This window comes from Streptomyces sp. NPDC002499 (assembly GCF_053595415.1).
In genome coordinates, this window is sequence record NZ_JBSFXO010000018.1 from 88,525 (window position 1) to 100,803 (window position 12,279).

The 12,279-nt window shown below is 66.7% G+C and carries 14 protein-coding genes; 4 read left to right on the plus strand and 10 right to left on the minus strand.

Annotated features, from left to right (window positions below; all coding sequences use genetic code 11):
* Window positions 1–6 precede the first annotated feature (6 nt).
* The 3 genes from ACWD5F_RS42060 to ACWD5F_RS42070 are packed head-to-tail and all read left to right on the plus strand — an operon-like array spanning window position 7 to window position 2,663.
* A complete protein-coding gene (locus ACWD5F_RS42060) occupies window positions 7–1,386 on the plus strand; it encodes a hypothetical protein (protein ID WP_451261486.1) in 1,380 nt (459 codons plus the stop codon).
* A 40-nt stretch (window positions 1,387–1,426) separates the two neighbouring features.
* Entirely contained in the window at window positions 1,427–2,077 is a 651-nt protein-coding gene (locus ACWD5F_RS42065; protein WP_451261487.1) for a hypothetical protein, read from the plus strand.
* The gene (locus ACWD5F_RS42070; RefSeq protein ID WP_451261488.1) at window positions 2,070–2,663 is read left to right on the plus strand and encodes a hypothetical protein; all 594 of its coding nucleotides are present in this window, start codon (window positions 2,070–2,072) and stop codon (window positions 2,661–2,663) included. Before ACWD5F_RS42065 ends, ACWD5F_RS42070 begins: the two co-directional genes overlap by 8 nt.
* A 717-nt stretch (window positions 2,664–3,380) precedes the next feature.
* On the opposite strand, the gene ACWD5F_RS42075 is transcribed toward ACWD5F_RS42070, so the two are convergent.
* The 10 genes from ACWD5F_RS42075 to ACWD5F_RS42120 form a co-directional block, all read right to left on the minus strand.
* Window positions 3,381–3,986 (minus strand): hypothetical protein, encoded by a 606-nt coding sequence (locus tag ACWD5F_RS42075; RefSeq protein ID WP_451261489.1) that lies wholly within the window; start codon window positions 3,984–3,986, stop codon window positions 3,381–3,383.
* Between the two features lie 36 nt (window positions 3,987–4,022).
* Window positions 4,023–4,511: a hypothetical protein gene (locus tag ACWD5F_RS42080; RefSeq protein WP_451261490.1), complete on the minus strand. Its 489-nt coding sequence runs from the start codon at window positions 4,509–4,511 to the stop codon at window positions 4,023–4,025.
* 65 nt (window positions 4,512–4,576) lie between these two features.
* The gene (locus tag ACWD5F_RS42085) at window positions 4,577–5,233 is read right to left on the minus strand and encodes a hypothetical protein (protein ID WP_451261491.1); all 657 of its coding nucleotides are present in this window, start codon (window positions 5,231–5,233) and stop codon (window positions 4,577–4,579) included.
* 43 nt (window positions 5,234–5,276) lie between these two features.
* Window positions 5,277–6,044, minus strand: a complete 768-nt coding sequence (locus ACWD5F_RS42090; RefSeq protein WP_451261492.1) for a hypothetical protein — start codon at window positions 6,042–6,044, stop codon at window positions 5,277–5,279.
* A 39-nt stretch (window positions 6,045–6,083) separates the two neighbouring features.
* On the minus strand, window positions 6,084–7,001 hold the full coding sequence (locus ACWD5F_RS42095) for a hypothetical protein (protein ID WP_451261493.1): 918 nt from the start codon (window positions 6,999–7,001) through the stop codon (window positions 6,084–6,086).
* 53 nt (window positions 7,002–7,054) lie between these two features.
* Complete coding sequence (locus tag ACWD5F_RS42100) at window positions 7,055–8,248, minus strand: enoyl-CoA hydratase/isomerase family protein (RefSeq protein ID WP_451261494.1); 1,194 nt, start codon at window positions 8,246–8,248, stop codon at window positions 7,055–7,057.
* A gap of 58 nt (window positions 8,249–8,306) precedes the next feature.
* Window positions 8,307–8,609, minus strand: coding sequence for a hypothetical protein (locus ACWD5F_RS42105; protein ID WP_280878633.1), 303 nt, complete (start codon window positions 8,607–8,609; stop codon window positions 8,307–8,309).
* Between the two features lie 61 nt (window positions 8,610–8,670).
* The gene (locus tag ACWD5F_RS42110) at window positions 8,671–9,699 is read right to left on the minus strand and encodes a hypothetical protein (protein ID WP_451261495.1); all 1,029 of its coding nucleotides are present in this window, start codon (window positions 9,697–9,699) and stop codon (window positions 8,671–8,673) included.
* Window positions 9,684–10,340, minus strand: coding sequence for a hypothetical protein (locus ACWD5F_RS42115; protein ID WP_451261496.1), 657 nt, complete (start codon window positions 10,338–10,340; stop codon window positions 9,684–9,686). The genes ACWD5F_RS42110 and ACWD5F_RS42115 overlap by 16 nt, the downstream gene beginning before the upstream one ends.
* 311 nt (window positions 10,341–10,651) lie before the next feature.
* On the minus strand, window positions 10,652–11,317 hold the full coding sequence (locus tag ACWD5F_RS42120; protein ID WP_451261497.1) for a hypothetical protein: 666 nt from the start codon (window positions 11,315–11,317) through the stop codon (window positions 10,652–10,654).
* Between the two features lie 210 nt (window positions 11,318–11,527).
* Between ACWD5F_RS42120 and ACWD5F_RS42125 the strand changes: the two genes are divergently transcribed.
* Window positions 11,528–12,085, plus strand: coding sequence for a hypothetical protein (locus ACWD5F_RS42125; protein WP_451261498.1), 558 nt, complete (start codon window positions 11,528–11,530; stop codon window positions 12,083–12,085).
* Window positions 12,086–12,279: the final 194 nt, after the last annotated feature.

The following is a 12,279-nucleotide window of genomic DNA, read 5'->3' on the forward strand; positions in this document are numbered from 1 at the left end:
CGGTCCATGACCGAGCAGCGACGAGTCGGAGCAGAGCCGGAGCCGCGCGCCGAACCAGTGGTGCGCCCGCGCGGCACGCGCCCGCACAGTGCCGATGTCGTGCGCCTGGCGCGGATCTACGCCGACGGCAAGAGTCTCGTCGTACGCGACAGGCGACTGCGCGAGCGGCGGTATCCCGTCGGTGGCGGGGACATCACGCGGGCGGTCTTCGTCCCGCCGTCCTCCGATCTGTGGGAGACCGTGGCCAAGCGACCCGCCGAGCGCTGGGGCACGGTGGTCTTCGAGCAGGAGGACGGCCGGGGCGTGCTGCGGGTACCCCTCGCGGAGTGGCTGCCCGAGGCGCATGTCGTCGGAGTCCTGGAACTGCGGCCGGCGAGGTGTCTGGACCGGACGGGACTCAGGGAACTGGCCACCGCACTCGGGATTCCGCTGGAGGAGAGTGCGCAGCCACCCGCGAACGAACCGGTCAGGACGGACCGGGGGAGCGGGCCCTACCGGGCGGTGCACGGCGAGTTGCCCCGCTGGTACGGCTGGACCAGGGGGCTGGGTGTCTTCGGCTGGTTCCTCGCGCTCGTCGTCGCGTTCGCCGCTGACGTCGACTGGTGCCTGCCGGCGGCCGCGGGAGCCCTGTTCCTCGTACCGGCGAGCGACGCCGTGGTGCGCCTCGGCGCGTGGTGGCGCAATCGGCGGTACTTGCGCACGCGGTTCGCGGACGCCGTGGTGATCACACCCGATCCGGCGGTCGGCGAACGAGTGACGCGGAGGTTCTGTCGTACGGCGTCCGTCCGTGTGTTGTCCGGTGACGTGGTGTTGACGGACACCGTCGGCCGGGAGCGGTGGCTGGCGCGAGACGGTGCGTACGGCATCGCGCGGGTGGTGCGTCTGGTCGCTCCCGGTGCCGGCCGACAGCCTCTGGGAGTGGAGCTGCGGGACCGAAACGGTGAGAGCCGGGCGTTGTTGCCCTGGCGTCACTGGTTCGCCGGACCACGAGGCCAGGACCGCTGGAACGAGTTGGTGGCTGGCCTGTCGGTCCCCGTCGCGGACGAGGAGACTCGGAACCCCGGGCGCCGGGCAGAGGCCACGGAGCCTTGGTGGAAGGGGCACTCGCTCGCCGCGGATGCCCGCATGATGTCGCCGTTGCCGGCCAAGGAGGCCCGCGCGGAGACCAGTTGGCACCGCACGGTCGTCGGCGGCAACGAACTGCTGCTGGTTCCGCTCTTCAGCCTCGTGCTGCTGGCCGGACTCTTCGGCGACAGCGCGGTGGCACGCCTGGCGGGTCTGTTCTCTCTCCTGACCATCGTGGCCGAACTCGGCCCGGCCGCGGTCGCCTCGCTGATCAGCCGCTCCTCCTACGACAAGCCGGTCGAGCATGGCCGGGACCAGTGACCCGAGACGTGGGATCCACCCCGATGAACCCGGAGCCGTCGTGACACCGAAAGTGGGCAGAGCCCCCGGCGCAGCGCCCCCGGCCGACTACCAACTGCTGCTGCCGGACGGCTGGTTCCGGGTCCGTATCGATCCCGACGGGCGCGAACGGTCCGTCGACGCCCTCGTGGACCGGCAGTTCGAGGGAGTGGACAACGCGCCGCACCTCAAGCGGCAGGCGCGCGAGTCCCTTCGGGCGCAAGCCGTCGCGGCCTACCGGGACGGTGGCATCGAGCTGTACCTGAGCCTTCAGCAGGCGGGTCCGCTCACCATTCCCGCCTCCCTGCTGATCACGCTGGTGCCGCCGGTACCCGGCGGCTCCCTGCCGACCGCCCCCGATCTCGCCGCCCGCCTTTCGGCCGACGGGGACGGAGAGGTCTCGGTCGTGGAACTGCCCGCGGGAACGGCTGTTCGCGTCCGCCGGACGACGGGTGGACCGGACCGCTCGGCCCCGACGGGAGCACCGGGAAGCCCGGACGAGGCGCTCGCGTCGATCACCCTGGACTACCAACTGCCGGTACCCGCCACCGACGCACACCTGCTTCTGACCTTCTCCACCCCCCTCATCCAGATCGGCGACGCGATGGTCGAACTCTTCGACGCGGTGGCCGGTTCACTGACCTGGCTGGACGGTGCCGGCGCCCATGAATGACATCCAGACGTGCGGCATCGAATGTCCGACGGACTGGGTGCCGCTCCCCCTGGACCCGTCGGACGACGTCAAGCGGTGGGCGAAGAGAACCGCCGGAGATCTGCGCGAGCGGAACAGCGTGGCGGGTCACAAGCTGAACGAAGGCGCGCTGCGAAAGGACCTGCGCGGGTGGGCCGACGACAGCCGCGGCCGCGGGCCCCTGTACGCCTTCGCCTTCTATCCCGACGGCTTCGACACCGCGCTCGCCCTTCTGGAGCTCGAGGTGTTCCGCCCGGACGAGACCCTGCCGCACATCTCCCTCGACCGGCTGGCGGACGCCTTCAGCGCGGATGACTTCGGACCTCCCCACATCTCCCACCCCGAATTGCCGATCGGCCCGGCCGTACGACTCCGCCAGAACTTCGCGGCCGACGGTTCGCAGCGCCGCGGCCCTGGGGTGCTGCTGCAGTCGGTCACATACGGGATTCGTCCGCCGGCCACGGAGGACGCTGTCGTGGTCCTCGTGTCGTGGTCGCTGCCGGGCATCGACGAAGAGATGGAAGAAGCGGCGGACAGCATCGTGCGGACCCTGACGGTGGGTTTCTGACCGATGGGAGAAGAACTCGGAACCCGGACCCGGGTGAGGGAGGGATTCGGAATCGCCATCGGCCTTTTCTGCCTTGTGGCCGCGCTGTTCGTGCTGCTGCTGGTCATGGGTCTGTGGAAGCGGATGGTACGTGCGACCGCACCCACACTCGTGGACCTACCGGGCGGATCCTGGACGGCAGGCGCCGTCCTCGGCCTGGTCACGGTGCTCGGGGTGGCCGGAGGCCTGCGGTGGGGCTCCGGTACGCCAGGTCGACCGACCGTGGGCCGGACAGCGCGCGCCTTGGCGGCGACAGCCTGTTGGGCGGCAGCCTTCGCCGCCCCGTTCTATCTGCTGAGCGCCCTTCCCGGAAAGAACTGCCGTTCATACGAGGCGGGGTGTGCGTACATCCCGGGCACGGGCAGTGCGTTGGTGGCGTGCGTGGTCAGTGCGGGGTTGCTCGGGTGGGCTCTCTTCCGGATGAACCGGGCGGCACGAGAGACGGAGGCGACTCGGGAGCGGGATCGTTTGCGCAGGCTGCGTAAGAAGGGGAAGGGGAAGAGCCGGGCAGCGGGCGGGCGATAGTGGTGCCCGGCTCGATTTCGGTGAGGCCTTCACCCGCGCAGGAGCGCGGCTTCAGCCGCTTACCGGCTCATCCGCGGCCCGACGAAAGCGTGCCTGTGTCTGGACGTCTTCAGCGCCCATCTCCCCTTCGTGCCGGGGCAGTTCGGCGCCCGGCTATCCTTCCTCGTCCAGCACCCAAAGACTGCGGGCGAAGTCGTCGAACTCGTCGATGTTGGCCGTGACCCAGCCGACGTTGTCGCTGATGGTCCGAAGGACCAGGTCGACCCCGCGGGACTCGATCCGCCAGGCGTAGTTCACGGAACAGCAGACGGCCTCGGCCTTGGCCGACACGAAGTATCGGATCGAGCGCATTCCACGGCCAAGCCGGTCCGTGTCGAAATCGATGACCTCAGGGTCCTGGATCGCTCCGGGCGCGTTCTGCTGTACGAGTTCAGGCAGGGCCGAATCAACCGCTCCCTCGCTGACGCCTATGTGCGTCACGAACGTCAGGACGTCGCGGCGCGGGTCCGGTACGTAGATGAAGGCCTGATGGACAGGAAGGGTTTGAGGGAGCAACTCGGCTGTCGCCTCCAGTTGCCCGGCCAACCTCTTGACGTCGGCCTTCTCTGCGGAGGCGCCGTCCGTGAGACTCCAGAGCAACTCCGAAGACCTACGAGCCCACTTCCTGCGTTCACGCGAGGCTCCCCGGCCGTCGCTGATCGGCAACCCGAGCCAGATCGTCGGGTCGCTGTCCGTGTCCAGAGCGAAGCGGATATTCACTCGGTTCTCCCTGTATGGGCTCGAACTGTGCAGATCTCACCTGTGTGCCCGGAACCGGATTCCCCGCTCACGCTGGGACCAGTTGTAGCGGCTCCCGTACTTCCATACCGTGCTCCAGCCGAAGAGCCCCGCGACGATCAGGCAGGGGACCAGCGCCAGCACGGTGGGGTCGGAGAGGCCCGCGAGGACGGCCACAGCGAGGAGGAGTGTGAGGGCGATGACAGCGAGCATGGCGATACCAAGTACGGCCGCCACTGCGGCATCGGTGGCTTCACTCGACTCGGAGTCGGCGGCGTCGACCACCATGACGGGGACGAGCGCGGCTACGAGGGTGACGACGCCTGCGCACAGGAGGAAGGCGAGTGCGCGACCGCGGGAGAGGTCCTCGCGGATCAGCGCGTCGAGTGCGTTGGCTTGGTCGCGCAGCCGGGATTCGCGATCCCACCAGGTGTTGGGTGGGCCGGGAGGTTCTGGGAGGGAGTTGCGCGCGGGGGCGGAGGCATGTCCGTCGGTGGTGTGGGTCATGTCCGTTCCTGCTTTGGAGAGCGGGCCATGCCCGTCACCACGCATCAACATCAGGTTGAAAAGGCTCACTGGCCGGCCGAGTTGGGCTGTCCTTCGGCGGCTCTGAGCCGGAGGCTTCTTGCGAAGTCGTCGATGGCGTCGAATGAGGCTTCGAGCAGGGCGGGTTCGTCGTAGTGGCCCTTGAGGACCAGATCGATGTCGTGCCGCGCGTCGTTCCAGGCATAGGTGACGGAAAGGATCAGCCCGCCGTCGGGGCGGGTCCAACTGCGCAGACAGCGGAGCCCCTCGCCGAAGTGCGGGGAGAGGAAGGGGACGGTCTCCACTCGCTCGCTCGCAAGGGTGACCGTCGGATCGGGTTCGGCGAGCATGCTCAGGTGATGAGGGCTGTGTTCTTCGTCGCAGACGAACTGCTTGGTGAAGAACACAAGCGGTGCCGCCTGGGGTGGGATCGGCCCGAAAAGAAATGCCTGATCCGCCTCGACGCGGTCGCGCAGCATGGCGGCCGAGCCTTCGAGGAACTTCCTCATCTGCCGCTTCTCGCGCCAGGTCAGTTTGCGTTGATGCAGCAGGCCGCTCGCGTCGAGCTGAAGATCGAGCCACCGCGCGAACTCGGACCTGCTGCCGTGGATCGGCATGTGGAACCACAGGGCAGGATCTGAGCTGGTTTCGACGATCATCATGTGTACCTCCACGCCGATGTCGTGCGGTGGATCCTTGATCACGGAACGACGGGGTGGCCTCGAACGGACTGTTGTTGTCCTGCTGTCAGCTCATCGAGGTAGAAGACGATTGCGAACTTGACCCAGGCGTAGGCGACTCGTCGGCGGAGAGAGCCTCGAGGGGGTCCGCGAAGGAGACCGTCTGGAGGATGGCGCCCATCATCTCGATGAATTGGGGCCAGTGGTCCACCGATGCCGTGAAGAGCGTGAAGACGGCGGTGAACGGGCCCGTGGGGAACGGGACGTGGACCTGGATCTGCGCGGTGACGAGGTCGGCCGGCTCGCCGTTCGCCGTCACTTCCGGATTGATCTGGAACTCGCGCCAGGTGACACAGGAGACGGCAGGACCGCAGGGCAGATCGAGCCATTGCACATCGTCGTACGGGTCCTTGGAGAGGACTGCGAGGATTCCCTGGGCGGCGGTGTCGACGTCTGTCTGGTCGGTGGGTACGGCTGCCAGGGTGAACGCGCACTGGGCGGCGCCGTCGGTGAGGTCGTGCCGTGCCACCTCTCCCTCAGGGGTCCGCTCTTCCTCGGAAGTGGAGAAGAGACCTATCGCAGCGTAGGAGAGGCCGGTGTTCTCCATGAGTTCGGCTATCGCCGTGTAGTAGGGCGCGGCCGGGGTCCAAATGGATTCGTCGCCGCGGGAGTAGAGGTCGCGGACAAAGGACTCCGCTCGGGCGGAGCGCTCCTCGGGGTCGGTTGCGAGAGGGAGTGCGAAGAAGCCCTCGGGGGTCAGGAACCAGACGGGCGGAGGGTCGGCGGGCGGGGTCGGCAGGTGGGCCGGCACGGTGAGGTCAGGAGAGGGTGTCATGGAGCGGGAAGCCGTTTCGAAATCGATGAGCCGTCGGGGTCAGAAGTCCTCGGGGTGATAGTCCTCGACAGCGACCTCTTGGCCTGCGGAGTCCATTACGAGGCTTACTTCCGAGGCGCCGAAGGCAGAGGTGAACCGCTTCGGGAGGAGGATGTCGACCGAATAGCGACCGCCCGGATTCCGGGTGATGATCGGAGTCACCGAACTCGGCATCTGATTCTCCGCGGCAAAGTTCAGGACGGTCGTTCGCTGTTGCGGGGTCAGGGATTCCAGGGCGATGAGTTCCCGCGGGGGAGCCAGATAGCGCGTCAGCCTCCGCCGCCAGTTGGAGCGTAGTCTGCACCACGATCCGTCCACGAACACGACTTTGAAGTCGTTCCCGTCCCTGAAGTTCTTGAGTTCGATGCGGTCGACGTCGGTGCGGGAGCACTCCCAGAGGACGTCGTCGTCAATTGCCTCGAAGTTCTTCTTTTCATAGGGCAGCTCGACGAAGAGGAGCCTGCGATCCGTGAAGATCGCGTGGGTGACCTGATACTTCTGGTCGAAGCGGCCCGGATCCAGTTGCCAGGGCAAGGTGCGGGCGATGGTGCCGGGGGCTGCCCAGATGACCGGAAAGTCCTCCACCTCGTCCGATGGGTCGTCCGGAGTGTCCGAGCTCTCGTCTCCAGCATGGCCACCACCGGTGACATTGCCCCCTGCGGAACTGAGAAAGGCCATGACGGCCACGCCCGCCGTCAGCGCCGCACCTCTCAACGATTTCCGGACGAGGGCATCCCCGGTCGAGTGGGGTGTGAAGGAGGGGCCCTCGGGCCAGTCCCTCAACTCGTGCTGGATATCCCTGCGCTCGGTGTCACGGAACCATCGCATGCCCCTGACTCGCGTAGCGGCTCCGGTGGCGAAGGTGACCGGGGCGCGGGCGAGGAGCGTCTCTCCCGGACGGGGCTCCCAGACGTTCATCGATGTGCGGCCTCTCTCAAGTCGGATCTCGTGGCGGACTCACTCTTGTTCCGTCAGTCACCGGATATGGCGTCCTTTATATGTGTGCCGACCTTGGGAGCGATCTTCAAACCACCGTCAAGTGCCCTTCCGAGACCACTGAACGGATCGACGTTCCCGTTAAAGAGTGTATTGATGCCCTTTGTACCCAGCCACTGACCCTCGTGGTATCCCGCACTCGCCAGACCTCCCATGCGCGACGCCAAGCCGCTGCTCGCATGGGAGACCTCGTAGACGAAGTTCGACGAACCGCCGATCTTCACCAACCCACTCACACCGTGACCTTCCTGGACGAGCTTCGAGGCCTTGCCCATGGACAACAGAATGCGTGAACTGCCGAGCTCCGTGACCTGAAATCCCTTTCCGAGGGCACCGGCCTTGGCCACCGCTGCGGCTCTGCCCAGCTTCGCGGTCTCACCGACGACCTTGACTCCCTTGCCGAACATGCCTATGCCCGGCAGCAATCCCAGCGCGTCCGTGCCGAGCGTCATCCAGCCGACATCCGCACCGGCCGCCATGGCGATGCCGTGGGCGGCCAGGGCTAGACCGCTGCCGATGAGTGCGGCCGTACCGAAGATGGCGGCGAGAGGTGGGAAGGGAAGGGTGACGATGGCCAGCATGCCCAGCACCGCGGTGATGTCGCTGAGTACGTCGCCGATCATCTTGATCAGGTCGGCGTGCTCCTGCAGCCAGTCGCCGGTGGCGTCCCAGGCGTTCGCGATCCCGCTACCGAGCTTGTCCCAGAATCCAGGCTCGTCAGGAGCGATGTCGCCGGCCTTGTCCAGCTCCTTGCTTATCTTCCGGGCAGCCTGCCGGTAGTCCTCCTCCAAGTCGTGGACCTGTTGGATGACTCCGTCCACCGCACTGGAGGTCTTGGCGAGGTCGTCGCTGCCCTTGCCGCCGGCTTTGGCCTCGGCCTTCGACCTGGCATCGAGTTTTTCGCCGGCGCTCTTCTCCAGGCGGTCGGCCCGGCCCTGGAAGTCCTGGAGTTCGCCTGCCCAGCGGTGCAGAGCGCGCGAGGCCTTGTCGAAGGAGTCGTGGCTCTTGCGTATCAGGGGGGTGACGTCCTGGCCTATGTACTCGGTGAAGGCGATCGCGGTCTTGCCCTTCCAGGCGCCGCACTCGATGCGCTCCAACTCCCCGAGCGCCGTGCCGAGTTCACCGGCTAGTTTGCCGAGCTGCTTGGCGAGGTCCCGAGTGTCCTCCACGCTCCCCGGCGTGGGGTCCCAACCTATGTGAGGGAAGGCAGGCCGCTGCCCGGTCACGTCACTTGCCCTTCTTCTGCGGAGCCTTGAGGGACTCGGCCAGGTCGAGGTCGAGCTTGCCGAAGCTCTCTCCGATCTTATTGATCATCTTCACGGCGCCCTGGGTGTGCTTGCCGAGTTGTTTGATGCCGTACTGCCAGTCGTCGGCGAAGTCCTGTACGTCCTCGACGAGTTTGCCCTCGCCAACGGCGGAGGCGTCGGTGCCGCGGAGCGTGCGGCGCGTGGTTTCCATCCGGTCGCTTATGGAGGAGAAGGTCTTCTTCAAGTCCTGGAAGATCGTGTCTTCCAGACGCAGGTCGCTCATGGCGGGATCCGGTTTCTACGCGTGGTGCACGGCCGGGCTTCCTGGGCCGTGCACCGGATCGTCAGCGGTTGACGGCCTGGATTTCCTTCACGGCCACGTCCTGCTCGTACGTGGACAGACCGTCCGGCAGAGCAGGTTGCTGCGGCGCTCCGTCGGGGTCGGCGGAGTCGGTCCAGGTCACCTTCCAGGTGATCGACGCCTTGAAGGGGTAGGTCTCGCTGCCGGACGAACGACGGTAGGTGATGTTGCAGCCCGCGTCCGTACTGTCGACGGTGTAGCCGTTCTTGGCCTTGACCAGGTCGTACGTACAGCTCTGCGGGTCGGCGTCCGCCGTGCCGGCCTCGACCTTGAGGGCGACGGGGGTCGCGACCGTGGTGGCGGCCATCTGGACGCCCTTGTAGTCGATGCTGGCCGTCGTCCATACGCGGTCGAAGTCGTTCTCCAGCTTCACCCGGGTACCGAGATTCACGATGAGCCGGTCCGCGCGCGGGCTCAGTTCCACGGGTGGAGTGGGCAACTTCGTGGAGTTGTAGGCCAGTTCGGAGAGGATCTGCGGAGTCAGCTGATTGGGTTCCGGTCTCGGCTGGGCCGGAGGAACCCAGAGCTCCCAGTTGTCCGTCGTGACGGGGCACGCCTCGGTGAAGTTGTCGTCCCGGAATTTCACCTGCCACCACAGGCCTTTGTCGCCCTTGTGGTAATCCTCGTCGGCCCGTTCCTTGGCGTAGCTCGCCGCGGGTTCCTGGGCGCCCTTGTACGCGGTCTTCATGAACTCCTCGTACTCCTCGGGGGAGTACATGGGCTCGTACCAGCAGACGGGGGGTTTCCAGTCGGCGTTCGAGGAGGTGGCGGTTGTGGTGGAGGAGGACGAGCCGGTCTTTTTCTGGCTGATGCGGATGTGGGCGCCGATGGTGCCGTTGCCGGAGTCCGCACCGGGATCGGACTTCGGGTGGTCGGGTTGAGAGCTGCCCCCGCCCTCGCCCCAGGAGCCGTCACCGGCGTAGGCGGGAGAGCCTGCGCCCAGAGCAACAAGGAGGCTCGTCGCGGCGATCGTCCGTAGGGCTGGACGGACTGCTTTCAGCCCTGCACGCATTCCGCGACCTCCGTCTTCCAACTCACCTGCCGGGCTTGCCAGTCGCCACGGGAATCCTGCGCCATCTGAAGCGTGACCTGGATGAAGTCCTTGTTGCTCGGTTGGGTGCGGAGCACCTTGCCGGACTTGATTTCCTTGGCGAACCCCTTTCGCTGGTCCTCGCAGTAACGCGCCGCTGCGGTCTTTCCCTTGAGGTCCAGGACCTGGAAGTCGTAGTAGCGGTAGGAGCCGGTGTTGGTCAGCCCCTTCTTCTTGTTGGCGCTGATCTGTTCGTTCCAGTAGGTGAGGGCGTCAGCAGCGAAGTAGCGGTTCATGTTGGCCGCCTGGCCTTCGCCTTTGGCGAAAGCCTCAAGCCGCGCCTGCGCCGAATACGCCACGTCCCGCAGCACCGCGTCCTTCGTCGCATCCCCGGTCGTCTTCCGCTCGACGGCCACCGTGATGTCCGAAGGAAGGTCGAAGGTCGGCGCGTCCTTGTCGGCCGCTGCGGAGGCCGAGGGTGACGGGGAACTCGAACCCCCCTCGTCGGCGCCCGCGATCTTGTCATTGGCCTTGGAGCTGTCGTCCCCGCCCCCGCAAGCCGTCAGCAGCAGACCTGTGGCTGCGGCCAGCGCGACAGCGGTGGGCAAAGTGCGGCGCTTCACTGTGGACTCCCCGTGAGACTGAAGTTCGGCAAGAGGACAAACGCTATCGGTGGGGTTCCGGGTTTCGCCACCGCGAAGTTCCCAGCAAAGCTTGCCAATTGTGTGCATTACGGACACGCTGGTAGGTGATGCGTCCTGCCGATACCCCAATCGGCTGCCGTGCCCGACAGGCGCGGGTCGAGCGTCGGGCACTGTCGATGTCCGGGATTTCGCTTCGCTATCGGAGTGCCTGTACCGGCCCGGACGGTGATCGGCTATGACGATGGTGATGCGGGATTGCGGGACGGTGAGATTTCGTGTCATCGAGGAGATCAGGGACGGGCGGGTCGGACTCCGGCAAGGAGGCCTCGTTGGATGTCCTCGGCGGTCGCACCCCAGTCGATGACAGAGATCCGGCCTCCGTCCGCGCCCGCCTGCTGATGCAGGAAACGGAATCGGCGGGGCGCGGAGCCGTCGGGCGAGGGCGCGGCGAGTACGCCGATGAAACGGGGGTCTCCCGCAAACCACACCACGTCGATCTGGGCCTTCAGCTCACGAGCCGCACGTGGGGCCATGCGACGGCTCCACCACCCAACACCCCAGTGTCGGCGGAACACCAAGGGCAGCCGCTCCTCCGGCCGGGCCGGATTCGGGAACTCGAACCAGCCGTACTGCCTGCCGACGACATCGGGTCGCTCGGCGAGACCCTGCGGGGCGTCGCTGTGCAGGTGCCACGGGTACACCTGGAGGGCGCGCCGCATCCGCAAGATCGTGGGGAGGGCGAACACCTGCAGGAACGCTCGGTAGAAGGCGTACACAAGGAACGGTGCTACGAGGATCGCGTACCCCGGGGACAGGAAAACCGACAGGACGGCCAGGAGCGCGAACCACAGAGCGACCCAGCCGACGAGACCGAGCGCATTCACCGCCAGCTGCCTCAGCCAGGCCCGCCGGGTCGGGGGGTGCTCCCATGCCACGGGGTGGTCTGCGGGGCTCATATCGGTCCTCTCTCGTCCTCTCCTTGTCCAGCTCATCCATCGCACCGGAGACCAGACCCTACGACGTTGCCCCAGAGATCGGATGTTCCCGTATCGCGCGATTTTCCGCGGAGTTCCCGCCTGTAGCGCGTCTCCTGTGCAACGACGCGACCCGTGAGGCGTTCGGGCTGGTCGAGGCCCCGGATTCGGGACGCGGATATGCTGATCAGCATGGAGAACGGGGTGGCCGGAGAGTCGAATGACGTGGTGTGTCCGGGCTGTGGTGGCGCTGAAACAAGGACAGTTGAACAGGCGCGCCTGGGCAAGGGCGCGTTGCGTGACGACCTGTACGGTCGGCTGGCACCTGGACCGGACAAGTCCGGCGACGGTTTGTTGCACTTCGCCGAAGGCATGGTGTTGACCGGTCTTGGTGTCGCTCTTGCGTACACGGGCGTCCAGCAGGCCGAGGGTCTGTACACAATCGGCGGTGTGCTTCTCGCCCTGGTCTGCTTCGTCGGGACCATCGCTGTCGTCCGCAGCGACGGGCGCGAGAAGGCCGCCGCCGAGGCCGGGGCTCCGCGTGCCAGGCAACTGTGGCATCCGGCGCGGTACTGCGACGGCTGCAATTCGGTCTTCTGCCCGGGCGGCACACCATGGCAGGGGATGCTCACACCTGAGCAGTTCAAGAAGCTGGTGTGGACCGAGGCCGGCTACGCCGATCAGCTCGTGGTGGGGGACAAGGCCAAGGACGCCGAGATCCCGGCGGATGCACTGCTGGGGCGGCTCTAGACAGAGGTCCGGCCAGGCCTGCGGTGCGCTCTGGACTCTCCCATTGCGGGCCGTTGGTTGCTGCCGCGAAAACACCCGAAGCACAGTGACCGTGGCCGCCTCACCCCTCAGGGGCGGAAGTTGACGCACACCGGATACGCGGCCGCCGGTGTCGCGCTCGGTTTCTCGGTCACGTGAATCGGCGCCGGCGGAAC